The sequence below is a fragment of the Sphingomonas sp. SUN039 genome (assembly GCF_024758725.1).
Taxonomy (GTDB): Bacteria; Pseudomonadota; Alphaproteobacteria; order Sphingomonadales; family Sphingomonadaceae; genus Sphingomonas_O.
In genome coordinates, this window is sequence record NZ_CP096972.1 from 3,274,876 (window position 1) to 3,293,019 (window position 18,144).

Sequence of the window (18,144 nt, forward strand, 5' to 3'; positions counted from 1 at the left end):
TTTTCGCGCAAGGGTCAAGACCTGCCGCACAAACCCTCTCCACTTTGTGGAGAGGGCGGCGGAGCGCCAGCGGAGCCGGGAGAGGGATGATGCGGCGACGGGGCGTGCCTCTCCCGATGCTTCGCATCGCCCTCTCCGCGAAGCGAAGAGGGTTTGGTCTCTCGCAATCGCGCCGCACGACCTTATCTTGGCTTGATGCCGTACCGCCTCTCCGTCCTCGACCAGTCGCCCATTGCCGAAGGCAGCACGGCTGCCGATGCGCTCGCCAACACGCTCGATCTCGCGCGGCAGAGCGATACGCTCGGCTACGACCGCTACTGGCTCGCCGAACATCATGCCTCGCCGGGATTGGCGGGGGCTGCGCCCGAGGCGCTGATCGGGCCGGTGGCGCTCGCGACGTCGCGGATCAGGGTCGGGTCGGGCGGGATCATGCTGCCGCATTATTCGCCGTTCAAAGTCGCCGAGACCTTTGCGCTGCTGTCGGCGCTCGCGCCGGGTCGGATCGATCTCGGGCTCGGCCGCGCGCCGGGCAGCGACCAGCGCACCGCGTTCGCGCTCCAGCGCGACCGCTCGCGGCGGATGCCGGTCGACGATTTCCCGAACAACCTCGCCGAAACCATCGCCTATCTCGACGGCACGATGCCCGCCGATCACCCGTTTGCGGGGTTGCAGGACACGCTGCCGACAGGCGGGGGAAGCCCCGAAGTCTGGCTGCTTGGTTCCTCGACCGATTCGGCAATCTGGGCCGCAGAGGCAGGCCTCCCCTATTGCATTGCCGATTTCATCAATTCGGACGGGGTGCCGCTTGCCGATCTCTACCGGGCACGGTTCAGGCCCGGGCGGATCGCGGTCCCGCATGTCATGGTCGCGACCTGGACGATTGCCGCCCCGACCCGTGCCGAGGCCGAGCGGCTGGCGCTGCCTTCGCAGATGATGTTCGCGCACCTGTTGCGCGGCGAGCTGATCGCGGTACCTTCGGTCGAGCGTGCCGAGGCATGGGCGGCGACCGCCCCGCCACCTGCGCACCGCCGCCGCCGTGCGCTCGGGTCGCCCGGCGAAGTCCGCGCGCAACTCGACGAAGTCGCGGCGCTCTACGGTGCGGACGAACTGATGCTCGTCAACATCCTGCCCGACCACGCAGCGCGCGTCCGCAGCTATGCGCTGCTCGCCGCCGAATATGGGCTGGCAGGATTGGCCGAGGCTGCGTAAGGCGCGGGCAAATTTCGAAAGGACAACTTATGGCCGACACCCTGACCCTGACGCTCGACACCGGCGATGTGACGATCAAGCTGCGTCCCGACCTCGCCCCCGGCCATGTCGAGCGCATCACGACGCTGGCGAACGAAGGGTTCTACGACGGCGTGGTGTTCCACCGCGTGATCGCCGGCTTCATGGCCCAGGGTGGCGACCCGACCGGCACCGGCATGAGTGGGTCGAAGCTCCCCGATCTCAAGGCCGAATTCAGCCGCGAGCCGCACAAGCGCGGCATTTGTTCGATGGCGCGGACTAACCAGCCGCACACGGCGAATAGCCAGTTCTTCATCTGCCTCGACGATGCGACCTTCCTTGACGGCCAGTACACCGTCTGGGGCGAAGTGACCTCGGGCATGGACCATGTCGACGCGCTGCCCAAGGGCGAGCCGCCGCGCACGCCGGGGAAAATCGTGAAGGCAACGGTGGGCTAAGCGCCGCAGGCATCAGCCCGCTTTTCTTCTTATATCTTCCTTTGTGCCTTCGTGAGCTTCGTGTGAACAAACGGCACACTGTCGCGACCGGTACGCGGCGGAGAACGTGAGACGACGGTTCGCACGAAGCTCACGAAGGCTCAAAGGAAGAAGGGATTGGGGCGCTGCGCGCGACGTTGTGCCGCCCGAACGCCACGCGCTCCGTCATGTGATAATGTTCTTAATTTGTTCTTGACAGACATAACCAGATCGGTTATCAGAACCCGGTCTCGGCCTAAACGCCCGCGCAGCGTGGCGGCCGGGATGCGCGGGCGGGGCTTCGGCTCTGTCTGCGACATGCGGCCGGCGCGGAGTCATCCGGTTTCAAACCGATGCATCGTCGCCGGATCGTCACCGGTCCAGCCGTTCGGTCAACCGCAACGCCCGCTGGACGTCCGGCACGGCCAGGCCGCTCCTTTCAGGGGGAGGCTTGCCGGTCGTCGGTCCCGCCGCGTGCGGGACTGCGCCGGTCGTTCGACCCTCGCACCCCTCATGGTGCGGGCAGCGGGGTCAGGATCGACATGCCGACGTCGCCACATTTCATGACGAGGCAGGACCAGCGACGACACGGCACTCTCCCAAGTGCCTAGACGGGGATGCTTGCCCCTAAAACAAGCGTCCCGCCCGGATGCCCGTGGCAGGACGCGCCGGCCGCAATTTCGCGCGGGGTAGCTGCGGAGGGAGGCGTGTGTCTGTCGATGTTGGAGATTTCAGCAAGAAGGGGCTTCGACAAGCTCAGCCAAGTCGGTTGGGGGGACAGGCTCTCAACCCGACTTGGCTGAGCTTGTCGAAGCCCTTCGCTTTCGCCGCGTACCTGTTGCGACAGCGCGCAGTGCGTTCACACGAAGCCCACGAAGGCACAAAGGAAGGATCAGAGCATTGCGAGCGGAACTATGCCGCCATCGCCCCCACCAGCCAGTCGTGGAACAGCTTTACCGGGCGCGTTTCCAGCGCGCGGGGGCGGCAGACGAACCAGTAGCTGTAGGGGCTTTCGACCTCGACATCGAATACCCGGGTCAGGCGCGGGTCCTGCGCGCTCGACAAATGGCTGCCGTGCATGAAGGCGACGCCCAGCCCCTGCGCGGCCGCGTCGAGCATCAACTGTCCCGAATCGAACAGGTCGATGGCGGCGGGCTCGATCGTCTTCAGCCCGGCGGCCTTGCGCCATTCCTCATAGGTGTCGGGCATGTCGCGGTGCAGGAACACCGTAACGCCGGTCAGCTGTCCGGGATCGGTCAGCGGTGCGCCGTCGACCGACAGGTCGTTCGACGCAATGGCGAAAACCTCGTTGCGGTCGAGCCGCTTGGCGTAAAGCGCCGGTTCGATCTCGCGGGCCAGCACGATCGCGGCATCGATGCCGTCGCCCAGCCGCGCGGTGGCGTGGCCGCCGGTATCGATGTCGAGATGGAGCGAGGGATGCGCCGCGCGCAGTTCGGGCAGACGCGGCATCAGCTGCTGCGAGGCGAACAGCGGCAGCACGCCGAGCCGCAACCGCATGATTCCGCCGATTCCGGCAATCGTCTCGATGGCGTCGGACAGCTGGTCGATGGCAGGAGCGACGAGTGCCAGCAGACGGTCGCCATCGGCGTTCATCGCCAGCGCATGGTGCCGCCGTTCGAACAGCGGCTTGCCGATGAAGCGCTCGAGCGACTGCAACCGGCGGCTGAGCGCGGGCGACGACAGCGACAGTTCCTCGGCAGCGGCCTTGACCGATCCGGTGCGCGCGACCGCAACGAACGCTTCGACTCCTGACAGCGATGGCAGACGTCGCATCGTCCTTGCTCCCATTCCTACTGGCAGCGCCGGATTATGCCGCGCTGCACCATGTCCATTGAGCCTTACACAGGTGAAAGTTGCAAGATGCAATCAACGCAACCTCGATTATTCTTTTCGCACTTGCGAAAGGTTATGCTGCACTGCACATAGAACAGGCCTTTCAGGCATCCTCTCCTAAAAACTTTCAAGGCCCGGTCGGCAACGACCGGGCCCTTTTTTTATGCTTCGCGCCTTTGCAGCCGCAAAATGGCGTAGATCATCAGCGCGACCGACATCGTTGCCGCCGCCAGATAGGGCAATGGCCGCCAGATTTCGTACATGCCGATGCCGATCGACGGCCCCAGCACGAACGACGCGCCGTTGACCGACGTCACCCGCCCCGCCACCGCGCCTTGCAACTCGGGACCCACGGCCAGCGACGATCCGGCGGTATAGCCGGGCCGGGCAAAGCCGAATCCCGCCGAGGTCAGCCCGAACGCGACGGCAAGCCCATAGAGAGTCGTCGATGCGCTGATAATCAGGCAGCCCGCTGCCCCCAGCGCCAGCCCCGTAATGACCAGCGCGCGCGGCTTCATGTCGAGCAGCGGGATCAGGCCCCATTGCACGAGCAGCGCGGCGAACGCGCCGGTCATCAGCACGACGCCGACCGCCTGTTGGCCCAGCACCGGATCGATCGCGAGCCGATCGAGGACGAGAAAGCCCATCGCCTGCCCCGCCATCGCCTGGGCATGGCCCATCACCAGTCCTACCAGCATCCACGGCCAGATCCGCGAATCGGTCAATTTGAGCATCGCGTTCGAGGGTTCGGAAACCGCCGCCGTGACACTCGCGCCCGTCAAATTGCCGCCGATGGAAGGGTAGCTGGTCGCCGCCCCTTTGGCCGTGCTCCCCGGCGCATCATTGGGCAGCATGATCCATGTCGTCGTCAGCACGACAAACCCACAGGTCGCGAAGAAATAGGCGGGCCCCGCAAGGCCGACGCCCGGCAGGACGAAGAACGGTGCCAGCGCCGGACCCAGGATCGTGCCCAGTCCGAAGGCCGAGGCGAGCAGGGTCAGGGCCTTGGTCCGCTCCTCGCGCGTCGTCCGCGACGCCAAAATGGCTTGCGCAGCCGGGGGAGCGGCAGCCCCGAACAGTCCGTAGATCATGCGTGCCCCGACGAAGGCGGCAATCGTCGTGATCGGCCCGATCAGGCCATGGATACCGATCGTCAGCGAAATCGCACACAGCAGCACCGACACCGAAAAGCCGGCAAGACCGGTCAACACCATCCGCCGCCGCCCGGTCTGGTCCGATTTGCGTGCCCAGATCGGCGCGGCAATCACCCAGACCAGCGCCGACACCGAAAACGCGACCGCAATGACGCTGTCGGGAATCTTCAGCGAGCGGCCGATGGCGGGCATCACCGACTGTAGCGCCGTATTACCGGCACCGATGACCAGCATGACCATGAACAGCAGCGCGAAATCGCGGTCGAGTTTGGGGCGCGCGGGAAATTGCATGGGTCCGGCGATAGGCGCGGGCGGGCGCGTTAGTCGACCCCGATATGAAGCTGCGCGTCACATTGGGGTCGAGGATGGCGACGAGGAAATAGCACAGGGCGTTGCGGACCCGGTCGGGGACGCTGGCGATCCCGCTGAATTCGGCCAGCCGCCGTTCGCGCGACGCCGCGACCTCGCCATCGACATAGCCGCGCATCGCCGCCGCAAAGCCGGCATCGTCGATCCGCAACATGATCTCGAGGTTGAGGAACAGGCTGCGCGGGTCGAAATTGGCGCTGCCGATATGGACGATATCGTCGATCACATAGAGTTTGGTGTGGAGGCGGCACGGGGCGTATTCGAACACCCGCGTCCCTTTTCGCAATAGGCCGGGAAAGGTGAAGCGCGCCGCACCGATGGTCGTTGCGTTGTCGGTCTTGCCCGCCGTCACCACCCGCGCCTTGCCCCGCTTCGCTACCCGGTCGATCAGGCGGGTGAAGCGCGGCGTCGGCGCGAAATAGGCGGCGACCAGCGAGGCGTCGGTCGCGCGGAGCAGATCGTCCCGCATCGCGCGCAGCCAGGGCGACAGGCGGCGGACCGGCCCGCCGTGAAGCCAGCGTACGGCCCCTTGCGGATTGCTCCACGCGGCGAGCGCCGCGCGCAAATCGCGCATCTTTGCTTTCGGCGTGTGGGTCCAGTCGAACAGCGTATCGAAATAGCCGGTCAGCCGTTCGGCTGCCGGACCGTCGATTCGCAGCCCCAGATCGCGCCATGCCGTCGCGCCTTCATCGGCGAAATAGGCATCGGCGACGTTGAACCCGCCGATCAGCGCGCGGCCATCGTCGGCCAGCGCCATTTTCTGGTGGTTGCGGAGCAGATAACGCCGACCGAATCGCGGAATGAACGCGCACACATCCACCCCTGCTTCCTTGAGCGGAGCTAGAAATGCGTCGTCGCCAGTCGTGTCGCTGCCGAACCCGTCGACGATCAGGCGGACTGCGACGCCCCGGTTGGCGGCATCGATCATCGCCTCGCGCACCCGCGTTCCGGCACTGTCCTCGGCGAAGATGTAATAGAGCAGGCGCAGCGACGTCCGCGCGCCCTCGATCAGCGCGATCAGCGCGTCGAGCCGCGCCGTCCCGCGCACCAGCACGGTCAGGGTGTTGCCGTCGATGGTATGGCGGATGGTCACCGGACGGCTGTCGCGGCTCGGGTCGCGCTTGACAAGGTTGCGTTTCGGCACCGCCGCTGCTAGGCGCTCGCGCTTTCCTGCATCACCCAGACCTCGAGGATTTCAGCCGATGGCGCGCGTCACAGTCGAAGATTGCGTCGACAAGATTCCCAACCGATTCGATCTCGTCCTGCTGTCGGCGCAGCGCGCGCGGCAGATTTCGGGCGGGGCTGAGCTGACCCTCGACCGCGACCGTGATAAAAACCCGGTCGTGGCCTTGCGCGAAATCGCCGAAGAAACCGTCATGCCCACCGAACTGATGGAAGCGCTGATCGGCAACCTGCAAAAGGTTCAGGTCGACGACGACGACGCTGTCGACGAGATGGGCTCGCTGAGCCAGTCGGCCGAAGCGCTGCGCCTGACTGCGGCTGCGCCTCCCAGGAATCAGAACCTTGGCGCGGATTACGACGGATAGCGCGCTGGAATAGCGCAAGCTATTCCTGCAGACGCTACCGTCCGGACGGCGGACCGAAGGTTCCGACCGACGGCGCGGCTTTGCCGCGACGCGTTATTATCTCCTGAAAATACCGCCGTGGCAAAGCCACGTCGTCAGTCGGCTTGCAGCCGCTGGCCGCGCTTGCGCGAGGGCGGATTAGCGCCGCTAATCCGTGCCCGCCCTACGCGACAGCCTTCAGCTTCACCGCCTCCAGCGGCTTCACGTCCTCGGCATGTGCCCAGCACAGGTCGTGAAGGTCGAGGATACGGCCATCGTGCGACAAGATGTCTATTTTGCGGATCGGCTGGTGGTCGCGCAGGTCGACGAGCACCGGCGTCGAGGGGACGCCCGATTCCCATTTTTCGCCCCATTGGCGCAGCGCCAGCATCGCGGGAAGCAGCTCGGCGCCCTTTTGCGTCAGCCGGTATTCCACCTTGCGCCGGTCGTCCGCCATCGCTTCGCGCGACAGGATGCCGTGATCGACCAGCCGTCCCAGCCGGTTGGCCAGGATGTTGCGGGCGATCCCCAGCGTCGACTGGAATTCCTCGAAATGGTGCAGGCCGTTGAATGAGGCGCGCAAGATCAGGAACGACCAGCGCTCGCCCATCGCCTCGAGCGCAGCCGGCAGCGCGCAATCGGCGAGTTCGCGCAGATTTTCTTTCAGATGTCCCATAGCGCCTTGAAACCTATCGTAATTTTGCCGCGACACCAACAGCCAAAAAATATTGCAGTGCCGCAACAGTTTTTGGTTGCAACTTAAAATCTAACGGAGTAAGTAGTGATTCGCAACTGGAAATGAAAGGACCTCCCCATGTTCCGTTCCAACACCCTGATTTCACTCGCTGCCGCCGCACTTTCGCTCGGCGTTTCGCTGCCCGCTTCGGCCCAGACGCCGACCTATCGCGCCGTCCCGGTCGTGAAACTGGCCGTCGCCGACAATGTCGTCATCGGCGAAACGCTGTGGAATTGCGGCACTGCGGGATGCACCACGTCGAAGGCGACCTCGCGTCCGGCCATCGTGTGCGAACAGACCGCCAAGAAGTTCGGCAAGCTCGAAAGCTTCACCGTCGGCACCAATAATTTCGACGATGCCGCGCTCGCCAAGTGCAACGCCAAGGCCAAGGCCTGATCGTTCCGGCGCGCTTCCTTCCCTGAGTGCGCCGTCTTGCGGGGTCGCGACCATTGTCGCGGCCCCGCTTTCTTTATAGGCGGCTCCCATGCAGCGGTTGCGCGGGGATGAAACGGTCGAAGGCCCTTTGCGCGGCGGCATCGTCGCGCTTGGCAATTTCGACGGATTCCATCGCGGGCATCAGGCCGTGGTCGGGCGCGCGGTGGCGCTGGCGAGATCGCGCGGGGTTCCGGCCATCGTCGCGACGTTCGACCCGCACCCCGTCAGCTATTTCGTGCCCGACGCGCCGCCGTTCCGCCTGACCAGCCTCGACCAGCGCCAGCACCTGTTCGCCGGGGCCGGGGCGGACGTGATGCTGGTGTTCCGCTTCGACGGGGAGCTGGCGGGGGTCAGCGCGGCGGATTTCATCACCGACCGGCTGATCGCGCGCGCAGGCGCGACGGGGGTGGTCACCGGCGAGGACTTCACTTTCGGCAAGGGACGCGGCGGTAACACGGCGGTGCTGGCGGAGACCGGCGGCGCGCACGGCCTGACCGTCGAGACCGTCGGACCGGTCGACGAGGACGGCGAGACCATCTCGTCGAGCCGCATCCGGGCGGCGTTGCAGGCGGGCGATTGCCCCACGGCGACGCACCTGCTGACCCGGCCTTTCGCCATCCGGGGCCGGGTGCAGCACGGCGACAAGCTGGGCCGCACCATCGGTTTTCCGACCGCGAATGTGGACATGGGCGACTATCTGCGCCCGCGTTACGGGATCTACGCGGTGCGCGGGCGGCTGGCGGATGGACGGGTGTTGGACGGTGCCGCGAATCTCGGCGTGCGTCCGACGTTCGACCCGCCCAAGGAGTTGCTCGAACCCTATTTCTTCGACTTTGCAGGCGATTTGTACGGGCAGGAGATCGAGGTCGAGTTGCACGCCTTCATCCGGCCCGAGGCGAAGTTCGACAGCCTGGACGCGCTGACCGCGCAGATGGAGAAGGATTGCGGGGCGGCGCGCAATCTCCTTTTGTCGTCAGCCCGGACTTGATCCGGGCCTAGGCTTCTTCGTCACAGCCGACCAAGAAGAAGCCAAGCCCCGGATCAAGTCCGGGGCGACGGTTGGAATTATGTCCCTAAGCCGCTAACCGCCCCCACAGCATGACCGACACCCCCGAAACGACACGCGATTACCGCGACACCGTCTTCCTGCCGAAGACCGATTTCCCGATGAAGGCGGGACTGCCGCAAAAGGAACCTGGCATCCTCGCCAAATGGCAGGCCGACGGCGCGTATCAGCAACTCCGCGCCGCGCGCGCGGGGCGCGAGAAGTTCATCCTCCACGACGGCCCGCCCTATGCCAATGGCGACATGCACATCGGCCATGCGCTCAACCATATCCTGAAGGACATGGTGTGCCGGACGCAGAATCTGCTCGGCAAGGATGCGCCGTACGTGCCCGGCTGGGACTGCCACGGCCTGCCCATCGAATGGAAAGTCGAGGAGGCGTATCGCAAGAAAAAGCTGAACAAGGATGAGGTGCCGGCTCAAGAATTCCGCGCCGAATGCCGCGCGTACGCACAGGGGTGGGTCGATACGCAGCGCGAACAGCTCAAGCGGCTGGGCATCAACGGCGACTGGGACCATCCCTATCTGACGATGGATGCCGACGCCGAGGCGACGATCGTCCAGGAACTGATGAAATTCGCAACCCGCGGCCAGCTGTATCGCGGGGCCAAGCCGGTGATGTGGTCCCCCGTCGAAAAGACCGCGCTGGCCGAAGCCGAGGTCGAATATGAGGACATCATCTCGACGCAGATCGATGTGACGTTCGAGATTGTGGAATCGCCGATCTCCGAACTGGTCGGCGCACACGCGGTGATCTGGACGACGACACCGTGGACGATCCCGGTGAACCAGGCTTTGGCTTATGGGCCGGAGGTTGAGTATGTGGTGATCCAAGCCGGTGGGCGGCGTTATGTTCTGGCAGAGTACCTAGTGAAGCAGCTTGCGAGTCGGGCAATAGCTAGTGGCGCGGATGAAGAGACGTGGACGTTTCCGCCAGCTAAACAAAAAAATTGGTTTCGGCTTATGGGCTCCGACCTCGCCGGAACCATCGCCCGCCATCCGATGCACCATCTCGGCGGGTTCTTTGCCAAGCCGCGCCCGTTCCTGCCCGGCGATTTCGTCACGACCGAACAGGGCACCGGCCTCGTCCATATGGCACCCGATCATGGCGAGGACGATTTCGACCTGTGCAAGGCCAACGGCATTGATGCGGTGTTCGCGGTCGAGGGCGACGGGAAGTATCGCGCCGACTGGGCATGGCTCGGCGGGCAGGGGAGCGTCATCAACGCCAAGTTTACAGCACCTGACGGCCCGATCTGCGAAGACCTGCGCGCGGCGGGTGCGCTGCTCGCGGCGTCGTCGGATTACAAGCACAGCTATCCGCACAGTTGGCGGTCGAAGGCCAAGGTGATCTTCCGCGCGACGCCGCAGTGGTTTATTCCAGTGGATGCGCCGCTGAACCCTCTCCACTTCGTGGAGAGGGCGGGGAGCGAAGCGAGCCGGGAGAGGAATGACGTGGAGGCGGGCGTGCCTCTCCCGACTGCTACGCAGTCGCCCTCTCCACAAGGTGGAGAGGGTTCATCGCTCCGCCAGACCGCCCTGTCCGCCATCGCCGCCACCCGCTTCGTCCCCGAAAAGGGCCGTAACCGCATTGGCAGCATGGTCGAGGGCCGCCCCGACTGGGTGATCAGCCGCCAGCGTGCCTGGGGCGTGCCGATCACGCTGTTCGTGAAAAAGGGCACCAACCAGTATCTCACCGACCCCGCGGTCAACGCGCGGATCGTGGACGCCATCCGCGTGGCTGGCGTCGACGGGTGGAGCGCGGAGGCCGCGCCCGCGCTGCTCGGCCCCGATTACGACGTGGCCGATTACGAACAGGTCACCGACATCCTCGACGTGTGGTTCGACAGCGGCTGCACCCACGCCTTCGTGCTCGAAAGCGGCAAATGGCCTGACATGCGCTGGCCCGCCGACCTGTATCTGGAGGGGTCCGACCAGCATCGCGGCTGGTTTCAGTCGTCGCTGCTGGAGTCCTGCGGCACGCGCGGGCGGGCGCCGTACGACGCGGTGCTGACGCACGGGTTCACGATGGACCAAAAGGGCATGAAAATGTCCAAGTCGCTCGGCAACACCATCAACCCGCTCGACCTGATGCGCGATTACGGCGCGGACATTTTGCGGTTGTGGGCGCTGTCGGTGGATTTTACCGAGGACCACCGCATCGGAAAGGAAATCCTGAGCGGCGTGGCCGACCAGTATCGCAAGGTGCGGAATACCTTCCGGTATTTGCTGGGCGCGCTGGAGGGGTTCTCCGAGGACGAACGTGTGCCGGTGGCGGACATGCCCGAACTGGAGCGGTACATCCTGCACCTTCTCGCGGACATGGATGCCAAGCTGAAGCAGGCGGTCGATGACTTCGACTTCAACAGCTACACGCGGTTGCTCAGCGATTTCGCCAACAACGACCTCGGTGAGTTCTACTTCGATATTCGCAAAGATGCGTTGTATTGCGACGTCGGCCCTGCGCTTCCGCACGGGAGCCACAAACGCCGAGCGTACCGCACTGTGCTCGACATCTTGTTCCATGCGCTGGTTCGTTACGCAGCACCGGTTCTAGTTTTTACTAGTGAGGAAGTGTGGGGCACGAGATTTTCAGCTTTGGGAAGTGTGCATCTTCTTGAATGGCCGGATGTAAAATTCGAATGGCTAGACTTGTCCTCCAGTGAAGATTGGAACACCCGACGCGTCGCAAGGCGAGCAAGCAACTACGCAATCGAGCAACTCCGAAAAGATAAACGTGTCGGCTCTGGAAATGCAGCGAATGTTGAGGTGAAACAAAAATCAGCTATTTTTGAGTTCGAGGATATGGCAGAAGTATTTATGACTGCACCTGCCTTAATCGATGAAGACAAAGTCGGTCGAATTTGGGAACCATGGAGCGGACCATGGATTACCGATATTACATCCGAGTTTTCCGTTAGGGTTCGTCCTACCGCGTTTCACAAATGCGGCCGCTGCTGGCGGCATTTGCCCGAAGTGACCGAGGATGGCGCTTTGTGCGGGCGTTGCGCAGAGGTGGTGGCATGACCCCCAACCGCACGCTCGGCCTCACCCTCGCGGCCTTCGTCTTCGCCATCGACCAGCTGGTGAAATGGCTCGTCACGGTCCCGCTCGACCTCAAAACCGTCGGCCAGATCGAACTCCTCCCGTTCTTCAACCTGACCTGGGTCGAAAATTACGGCGTGTCGCTCGGTCTGCTTGTCGCCGATTCTGCGACCGAGCGCTGGTTGTTGACCGCGCTTACCGGCCTCATCGCCACCGTCGTCGCGGTGTGGATGTGGCGCGAGAAGAACCGGCAAGATGTGTTCGGCCTCGGCCTCATCCTCGGCGGTGCGCTCGGCAATATCCTCGACCGGGTGCGCTTCGGCCATGTCGTCGACTTCGCCGACCTGCATTTCGGGGGCTTTCGTCCCTTTCTGGTGTTCAATATCGCCGATGCCGCTATAACCATCGGCGTATTGATCCTGTTTTTCCGTGCGCTGCTCGCGCGCGACAAGCCGAAGGTTGAAGCCGATGCGTAAACTGGTCCCCGTTCTCCTGATCGCCACTGCGCTTAGTGCCTGTGGCAGCAACCGCGGCGTTTTCGGCCGCGCCGGGCCTGACGCGCTGGCCGTCGCGCGCGCAGCACCCCTGGTCGTGCCGCCCGATTTCGCGCTGCGCCCGCCGGTACCGGGTGCCCCGCGCCCGCAAGAGGCCGATTCGTCGACACTGGCGCTGCAGGCGATGTTCGGCGGTCCGGCCGACCGCAGTGCGGCTGAAAAGGGCGCGCTGACTTCGGCAGGCGTCGCGCGCGCCGATACCGGCATCCGCTCGACCGCCGGCGACCCCGCCACGACCGTAGTCGACAAGGGCGCGGCGACGCGCGACGTCGTGGCCGCTCCGGCGAGCGAAGGCCAGGGCGCGCGGGCGACGACGCCGAACTAAAGGGACCGGGGACTGTCCCCACTTGGGGACTGTCCCCTGCTAAGGTGAAGAGGGACAGTCCCCAAGTGGGGACAGTCCCTTGTCCTCAACCCCCAAACGAAAACGGGGCGCTGGCCGAAACCAGCGCCCCATCACGTTCGCAACTTGTTTGGATCAGAAGCTCGCGCCGAGGCTGACGACGATGCCGCCGTTCGACACGTTCTTGCCGGTGAACGACACGAAGGTCGCGTCGGTATCGACATAGGAAATGCCGAGCGTCAGCGCCTTGTGCGTCAACGTCGCGCCCAGCGACCAGTCGGTATATTCGCGCTTGCCGAACGCATCGGATGCGAGCCAGCTCGGGCCGAAGCTGTGGCCGACATGCGCTGACAGGCCGAGCGGCGTGTTCGGGATCGACGCCGACAGGTCGCCGGCAAGATAGACGTTGCTGCGGTTCGGGCCGGTCGCCTGGTCGAGGCGCAGCGCCTTTTGGCTCGGAGCCCAGGCCAGCGTCCCCTTGGCGGTCACTGGCCCGATGGCTTGCGATACGGCGAGATAGGGCTCGATGAAGTCGCTCGACGACGTGTCGCCGGCCAGCTTGGTGCGGGGATAATAATAATAGAGCAAGCCGACATCGACCGTCGTGCCGCTGCTGAACGTCTTTTTCCAGCCCGCGATCAGGTCGAGCTCGACCGTCGCGGTTGCACCCGCAACGACATAGCCGCTGACCGAAGAACCCCAGACACTGGCATACAGGCCCGATTCGTGGCTGACCGTGATCGAACCCTGGATGGCGGCGTTCTTGTCGGTCTGCGACACGCCGCGGAAACGGTAGTCGGACGTGACGGTGGCGGTGCCGTTGATCGTGAAGGCCGAGGCCGGAGCATCTTCGGCAAGAGCGGGCGTGGCTGCGGCGAGAGCGATGGCGCTGCCTAGGCAGCCGAGAAAAATGCGCATGGACTTCCCTTTGTCATAACGGGCGTTGATGCCCTCGGGTCGTCCCACCTGCTTCGATTCGGCGCGCGCCTCTCATTGCGGGGCGGCGTCTCGATCACCCGTGATGTGCCGCGAAATTGTGCAGCGCACAACAAGAAATAGTTGAATCGAGTGTCGGTGACGGACGAACTGTTGCGCGCGCGCAACAGTTGTCAGGCGGTATCGAGCGCCTGGGCGAGGTCGGCGATCAGGTCGCGGACGTCCTCCAGCCCGATTTGCAGGCGGACCAGCTGGCCGGGCGCCCAGGGCAATCCTGTCCGCGCGCCCGGATCGACCGGCGTGACCAGACTTTCGTACCCGCCCCAGCTCCAGCCGATGCCGAACAGCTGCAGTGCCTCGATGAACCGCGTCCGGCGCGCGACGTCGGCCGTGGCCAGGGCAAACGAAAAGACGGTGCCCGAGCCCTTGAAATCGCGCGCGTAGATCGCGTGGCCGGGGAAATCGGGGCGGGCAGGGTGCAGCACGTTCGACACTTCGGGCCGGTTGGCCAGCCAGTCGGCGACTTCGAGCGTCGCCGCCCCTTGCGCCTTCAGCCGCACCGCCATCGTGCGCAGGCCCCGTGCGCCAAGCCAGGCGTCGTCGGGGCTGACATTATGGCCGATGTCGAAGGTCGTGCGTTCGAGGCGCGGAAACCATTCGGCATTGGCGGTGGCCGACCCGAGCATCAGGTCCGAATGCCCGCCGACATATTTGGAACAGGCCAGCACGCTGATATCGACGCCTGCCGCCATCGCCGGAAACAGCAGCGGCGAGGCCCAGGTGTTGTCGAGGATCGTCGCGATGCCCGCCGCGCGCGCCGCCGCGCAGATCGCGGGCACGTCCTGCAGCTCGAAGGTCTGCGACCCCGGGCTTTCGATCAGCACTGCGCGCGTTTGCGGCAGGAAGAGCTGTGCGATCCCCGCGCCGACGCCCGGCGCGTAGTAACGCGTCGCGATGCCCATTTTCTTGAGGAATCCGTCGGCGAGCCGCCGCGTCGGCCCATAGGCGCTTTCGACGATCAGCACGTCGTCGCCGGGGGCGAGCACCGTCAGCAGCGCGGTCGAGATCGCCGACAGCCCTGACGAATAGAGCATCGTCCCCGCAGCGCCCGGCTCGAGCTCGGTCAGCGCCTCGGCAAGGCTCCATTGGGTCGGCGTGCCGTGCAGGCCGTAATAGAATTTGCCGTGACCCGCTTTAGCCTCGTCGATCGCGGCGACGTCGTCGAACAGGATCGTTGACGCCCGCCAAACCGGCGGATTGACCACCCGTTGCGCCCATTCGGGGCGGCGGCCGGCGCGGACGATTCTGGTATCCGGCCGGTAGGCCGGATCGTCGCTCATGCGGCCCCGATGGCCTTGGCCGTATCGGGATCTGCGCCCCATTCGGACCAGCTACCGTCATAGACCGCGACCTTGTCATTCCCCAGCAGATGCGCGGCGAACGCGACCGTCGCGGCCGTGATGCCCGACCCGCAGGTCGCGGCAATCGGCTGGGTCGGATCGACACCCGCAGCCTCGAATGCAGCCTTCAGCCCGTCCTTCGACTTGTAGGTGCCGTCGGCGTCGAATAGTTCGCCCATCGGCAGGTTCTTCGCGCCCGGCATATGCCCCGGGTTGACGCCCAGCCGCGGCTCGGCCTCGCGCCCTTCGAAGCGCGCCGCGCCGCGTGCGTCGACGATCTGTTCGGCCTTGGTGTCCAGCAGTTCCTTCATCTGGTCCATGGTGCGGATGAAGCCGGTGTCCTTCCACACAGTGAAGTGCCGGTGGCGCAGCTTTTCCTTGCCGCTGGCGACCGCATGGCCGTCGGCCTTCCATTTAGCGAGGCCGCCATCGAGGATCGCCACCGCATGCGCGCCGAACAGGTGGAGCATCCACCACGCCCGCGCCGAGGTCTTCTGCGCCGAATTGTCGTAGAGTACGATGCGGCTGCCATCGCCCAGACCCAGCGACTGCATCCGGCTGGCGAACTTTTCCGCGCTGGGCAGCATCATCGGCAGCTCGGTCTTCTCGTCGGCGAGGCCCGCCAGATCCATGAACACCGCGCCCGGAATATGCTCGGCTTCGTACTCGGCGGCGGCATCGCGACCGGGTTCCATCAGCCATGTCGCATCTACGATCCGCAGGTCGGGTGCGCCGATTTCACTGGCCAGCCATTGGGTCGAAACAAGCGCGTCCATGAGTCTCTCCGTCTCCGTCGTGAGTCGTCCCCTAGTAACCCTTGGGCGCGGCGTCGAGACGTTCCAGAAAACTTGCTGCCTGACCGCGCAGTGCAGCCTTGGTGGCATCGTCCATCCGGTCCCAGTTCCGATACGGCATCGCCAGCCGCTGGTTCGACCGCAGCTTGTCATCGTTGCGCGCGAGGAAATCCCAATAGAGCGCGTTGAACGGGCAGGCGTCGGACCCGGTGCGCTGTTTCACGTCGTAGCGGCAGTGGCGGCAATAGTCCGACATCCGGTCGATATACGCGCCCGAGGAGGCATAGGGCTTCGATCCCAGCAGTCCGCCATCGGCGAACAGTACCATCCCGCGGGTGTTGGGCTGTTCGACCCATTCATAGGCGTCGGCATAGACCTCCAGATACCAGCGATCGACATCATCGGGGTCCGCCCCGATCAGCAGCGCGAAATTGCCGGTGACCATCAGGCGCTGGATGTGGTGCGCGTAGGCAAGGTCGAGCGTCTGGCCGATGGCTTGCGACAGACAGTGCATGTCGGTGTCGCCGGTCCAGTAGAAGGCGGGGAGGGCGCGTTTCGCGTTCAGGAAATTGCGGGTGCCGTATTCGGGGCCGGTCCACCAATAAATCCCGCGCACATATTCGCGCCAGCCGATGATCTGGCGAATAAAGCCCTCGGCAGCGTTCAGCGGCACGCGACCTGCGCGATATTCGTCCTCGACCGCGCGGCACAGCTCGAGCGGGTCGAGCAAGCCCGAATTGATGTAGAACGACAGATGCGCGTGGTAGAGGTACGGCTCGCCGGTCAGCATCGCATCCTGGAAATCGCCGAAGCGCGGGAGTGCGTGCTTCAGGAAATGCGCTTGTGTTTCGAGCGCCTGTTCGCGCGTCACCGCGATCCCGAAATTGTCGAGGCTGCCAACATGATCGGTAAAGCGCGCCGCGACCAGCGCGAGCACCTCGGTCGTGATCGCATCCGGCGCGAAATGCGGCAGTTGCGGCATCAACAGATCGCGCTGGGCGGGCTTGCGATTCTCCTTGTCGTAATTCCATTCGCCACCCTCGGGCTTGGCGCCGTCCATGAGCAGCCCGGTCTTGCGGCGCATGTCGCGGTAGAAAAATTCCATCCGCAACTGCTTCCGCTCATCGGCCCAGGCGGCGAATTCGCTGTGGGTGGCGATGAACCGCGTGTCGGCGCGGATGTCGACGGGGATTCCGAACAGCGTCTCCCACGCATCGAGCATTGCCTGCACACGATGTTCGCCGCTCTCGGTGACAACGATCCGGTCGGACGCATGCCGTTCGACAGCGCGCGCGATTTCGCCGGTGAAGCTGCCCGTGTTGTCGGCGTCGTCGAGCTTCACATAATCGACCGTCCACCCCGCTGCCTGCAAAGCCGCCGCATGATGCCGCATCGCCGACAGGATATACGCGATCTTGCGCCTATGATGGCGGACGTAAGTCGTCTCGTCGGCGACTTCCATCATCAGAATTACGGCGGTCGCGGGGTCGACGTCCTTCAGTGACGACAGATCGGGCGACAGCTGGTCGCCAAGGACGGGGATGAGGGTGGTCACGCCGCTTCGGCGATCCGGATCTCGAATGACAGGCCGCATGCCGTTGCCAGATTGACCAGCGCATCGAGCGAAAATTTGCCCAGCTTGCCGCGTAACAGGTCGTTGAGACGCGGGCGAGTAATGCCGAGGCGCGCCGCCGCCGCCTGTTGCGACAGGTTCCATTCGAGCACACGCAGCCTGATTGCCGTCATCAATTCGGTCCGGGCCTTCATATTCGCAGCTTCAGCAGGGTTCCGCGCTAGCGCATCGAAGATGTTGTCGAAGGTCTGCACTTCCATCCGCTCAATCCTTCCACTCTCGCAGCCGCCGCGCGGCCAGATCGATATCCCGTTGCGCCGTCTTCTGCGTCTTTTTCTCGAAAGCGTGGAGCACCAGCACGCAATCGGCCAATGTTGCCAGATAGATCACTCGGTACGCACCCGACGCATCGCGTACCCTGATCTCGCGAACTCCCGGACCGACCGTCTTCATCGGCTTCCAGTCGGCAGGATCGCGCCCTTGCTGCACTTCACTCAGTTGGTAACCCGCTTCGGCCCGCGCATTGTCGGGGAAGTCCCGCATCCGCGACAGGCTGTCACCCAGAAAAGTTACCGCTTTCGGAGGGTCGTGTATCAAAATCGATACTCAGATGTCAAT

Annotated in this window: 18 protein-coding genes; 8 read left to right on the forward strand and 10 right to left on the reverse strand. The window is 64.5% G+C overall.

Annotated elements, in window-relative coordinates:
- Positions 1 to 195 precede the first annotated feature (195 nt).
- Positions 196 to 1,209 carry an LLM class flavin-dependent oxidoreductase gene (locus M0209_RS16245; protein WP_258889320.1) on the forward strand — a complete coding sequence of 338 codons (1,014 nt, stop codon included), beginning with the start codon at positions 196 to 198 and terminating at the stop codon, positions 1,207 to 1,209.
- A gap of 29 nt (positions 1,210 to 1,238) precedes the next feature.
- Positions 1,239 to 1,685 carry a peptidylprolyl isomerase gene (locus M0209_RS16250; RefSeq protein WP_258889321.1) on the forward strand — a complete coding sequence of 149 codons (447 nt, stop codon included), beginning with the start codon at positions 1,239 to 1,241 and terminating at the stop codon, positions 1,683 to 1,685.
- Positions 1,686 to 2,615: 930 nt separating this feature from the next.
- Here the strand turns inward: M0209_RS16250 and M0209_RS16255 are convergent.
- The 3 genes from M0209_RS16255 to M0209_RS16265 form a co-directional block, all read right to left on the reverse strand.
- Positions 2,616 to 3,497, reverse strand: a complete 882-nt coding sequence (locus M0209_RS16255; protein WP_258889322.1) for a LysR substrate-binding domain-containing protein — start codon at positions 3,495 to 3,497, stop codon at positions 2,616 to 2,618.
- Between the two features lie 221 nt (positions 3,498 to 3,718).
- Complete coding sequence (locus M0209_RS16260) at positions 3,719 to 5,002, reverse strand: MFS transporter (protein WP_258889323.1); 1,284 nt, start codon at positions 5,000 to 5,002, stop codon at positions 3,719 to 3,721.
- Positions 4,923 to 6,173, reverse strand: a complete 1,251-nt coding sequence (locus tag M0209_RS16265; protein WP_258889324.1) for a phosphatidylserine/phosphatidylglycerophosphate/cardiolipin synthase family protein — start codon at positions 6,171 to 6,173, stop codon at positions 4,923 to 4,925. Before M0209_RS16265 ends, M0209_RS16260 begins: the two co-directional genes overlap by 80 nt.
- Before the next feature lie 109 nt (positions 6,174 to 6,282).
- Here M0209_RS16265 and rpoZ point away from each other — a divergent pair, with 109 nt between their 5' ends.
- Positions 6,283 to 6,627 carry a DNA-directed RNA polymerase subunit omega gene (rpoZ, locus tag M0209_RS16270; RefSeq protein ID WP_258889325.1) on the forward strand — a complete coding sequence of 115 codons (345 nt, stop codon included), beginning with the start codon at positions 6,283 to 6,285 and terminating at the stop codon, positions 6,625 to 6,627.
- A gap of 202 nt (positions 6,628 to 6,829) precedes the next feature.
- On the opposite strand, the gene M0209_RS16275 is transcribed toward rpoZ, so the two are convergent.
- Complete coding sequence (locus M0209_RS16275) at positions 6,830 to 7,321, reverse strand: helix-turn-helix domain-containing protein (protein ID WP_258889326.1); 492 nt, start codon at positions 7,319 to 7,321, stop codon at positions 6,830 to 6,832.
- Positions 7,322 to 7,459: 138 nt separating this feature from the next.
- Between M0209_RS16275 and M0209_RS16280 the strand changes: the two genes are divergently transcribed.
- The 5 genes from M0209_RS16280 to M0209_RS16300 all read left to right on the forward strand — a co-directional run bounded on the left by M0209_RS16280 (position 7,460) and on the right by M0209_RS16300 (position 12,805).
- Positions 7,460 to 7,777 carry a CC_3452 family protein gene (locus M0209_RS16280; RefSeq protein ID WP_258889327.1) on the forward strand — a complete coding sequence of 106 codons (318 nt, stop codon included), beginning with the start codon at positions 7,460 to 7,462 and terminating at the stop codon, positions 7,775 to 7,777.
- An 88-nt stretch (positions 7,778 to 7,865) separates the two neighbouring features.
- A complete protein-coding gene (locus M0209_RS16285; RefSeq protein WP_258889328.1) occupies positions 7,866 to 8,804 on the forward strand; it encodes a bifunctional riboflavin kinase/FAD synthetase in 939 nt (312 codons plus the stop codon).
- Positions 8,805 to 8,914: 110 nt separating this feature from the next.
- A complete protein-coding gene (ileS, locus tag M0209_RS16290) occupies positions 8,915 to 11,908 on the forward strand; it encodes an isoleucine--tRNA ligase (protein ID WP_258889329.1) in 2,994 nt (997 codons plus the stop codon).
- A complete protein-coding gene (gene lspA / locus M0209_RS16295; protein WP_258889330.1) occupies positions 11,905 to 12,402 on the forward strand; it encodes a signal peptidase II in 498 nt (165 codons plus the stop codon). Before ileS ends, lspA begins: the two co-directional genes overlap by 4 nt.
- Positions 12,395 to 12,805 carry a DUF3035 domain-containing protein gene (locus tag M0209_RS16300; protein WP_258889331.1) on the forward strand — a complete coding sequence of 137 codons (411 nt, stop codon included), beginning with the start codon at positions 12,395 to 12,397 and terminating at the stop codon, positions 12,803 to 12,805. Before lspA ends, M0209_RS16300 begins: the two co-directional genes overlap by 8 nt.
- A gap of 153 nt (positions 12,806 to 12,958) precedes the next feature.
- Here the strand turns inward: M0209_RS16300 and M0209_RS16305 are convergent, their stop codons facing one another.
- From M0209_RS16305 to M0209_RS16330, 6 genes are all read right to left on the reverse strand, one after another.
- A complete protein-coding gene (locus M0209_RS16305) occupies positions 12,959 to 13,741 on the reverse strand; it encodes a TorF family putative porin (protein ID WP_258889332.1) in 783 nt (260 codons plus the stop codon).
- A 191-nt stretch (positions 13,742 to 13,932) separates the two neighbouring features.
- Positions 13,933 to 15,099, reverse strand: coding sequence for a cystathionine beta-lyase (metC, locus tag M0209_RS16310; protein WP_258889333.1), 1,167 nt, complete (start codon positions 15,097 to 15,099; stop codon positions 13,933 to 13,935).
- A complete protein-coding gene (sseA, locus tag M0209_RS16315) occupies positions 15,096 to 15,935 on the reverse strand; it encodes a 3-mercaptopyruvate sulfurtransferase (RefSeq protein ID WP_258889334.1) in 840 nt (279 codons plus the stop codon). The genes metC and sseA overlap by 4 nt, the downstream gene beginning before the upstream one ends.
- A gap of 31 nt (positions 15,936 to 15,966) precedes the next feature.
- On the reverse strand, positions 15,967 to 17,547 hold the full coding sequence (locus M0209_RS16320; protein ID WP_408988216.1) for a cryptochrome/photolyase family protein: 1,581 nt from the start codon (positions 17,545 to 17,547) through the stop codon (positions 15,967 to 15,969).
- The gene (locus tag M0209_RS16325) at positions 17,505 to 17,786 is read right to left on the reverse strand and encodes a helix-turn-helix domain-containing protein (protein ID WP_258889336.1); all 282 of its coding nucleotides are present in this window, start codon (positions 17,784 to 17,786) and stop codon (positions 17,505 to 17,507) included. The genes M0209_RS16320 and M0209_RS16325 overlap by 43 nt, the downstream gene beginning before the upstream one ends.
- Positions 17,787 to 17,790: 4 nt before the next feature.
- Positions 17,791 to 18,123, reverse strand: a complete 333-nt coding sequence (locus M0209_RS16330) for a type II toxin-antitoxin system RelE/ParE family toxin (protein WP_309547078.1) — start codon at positions 18,121 to 18,123, stop codon at positions 17,791 to 17,793.
- Positions 18,124 to 18,144: the final 21 nt, after the last annotated feature.

Coding starts and splice junctions, on each gene's coding strand:
- M0209_RS16260 (WP_258889323.1), bottom strand. CDS start 5,002: ATGCAATTTCCCGCGCGCCCCAAACTCGACCGCGATTTCGCGCTGCTG.
- M0209_RS16300 (WP_258889331.1), top strand. CDS start 12,395: ATGCGTAAACTGGTCCCCGTTCTCCTGATCGCCACTGCGCTTAGTGCC.
- M0209_RS16325 (WP_258889336.1), bottom strand. CDS start 17,786: ATGGAAGTGCAGACCTTCGACAACATCTTCGATGCGCTAGCGCGGAAC.
- lspA (WP_258889330.1), top strand. CDS start 11,905: ATGACCCCCAACCGCACGCTCGGCCTCACCCTCGCGGCCTTCGTCTTC.
- M0209_RS16250 (WP_258889321.1), top strand. CDS start 1,239: ATGGCCGACACCCTGACCCTGACGCTCGACACCGGCGATGTGACGATC.
- M0209_RS16305 (WP_258889332.1), bottom strand. CDS start 13,741: ATGCGCATTTTTCTCGGCTGCCTAGGCAGCGCCATCGCTCTCGCCGCA.
- sseA (WP_258889334.1), bottom strand. CDS start 15,935: ATGGACGCGCTTGTTTCGACCCAATGGCTGGCCAGTGAAATCGGCGCA.
- ileS (WP_258889329.1), top strand. CDS start 8,915: ATGACCGACACCCCCGAAACGACACGCGATTACCGCGACACCGTCTTC.
- M0209_RS16275 (WP_258889326.1), bottom strand. CDS start 7,321: ATGGGACATCTGAAAGAAAATCTGCGCGAACTCGCCGATTGCGCGCTG.
- M0209_RS16285 (WP_258889328.1), top strand. CDS start 7,866: ATGCAGCGGTTGCGCGGGGATGAAACGGTCGAAGGCCCTTTGCGCGGC.
- M0209_RS16255 (WP_258889322.1), bottom strand. CDS start 3,497: ATGCGACGTCTGCCATCGCTGTCAGGAGTCGAAGCGTTCGTTGCGGTC.
- M0209_RS16280 (WP_258889327.1), top strand. CDS start 7,460: ATGTTCCGTTCCAACACCCTGATTTCACTCGCTGCCGCCGCACTTTCG.
- M0209_RS16245 (WP_258889320.1), top strand. CDS start 196: ATGCCGTACCGCCTCTCCGTCCTCGACCAGTCGCCCATTGCCGAAGGC.
- M0209_RS16320 (WP_408988216.1), bottom strand. CDS start 17,547: ATGCGGCCTGTCATTCGAGATCCGGATCGCCGAAGCGGCGTGACCACC.
- metC (WP_258889333.1), bottom strand. CDS start 15,099: ATGAGCGACGATCCGGCCTACCGGCCGGATACCAGAATCGTCCGCGCC.
- rpoZ (WP_258889325.1), top strand. CDS start 6,283: ATGGCGCGCGTCACAGTCGAAGATTGCGTCGACAAGATTCCCAACCGA.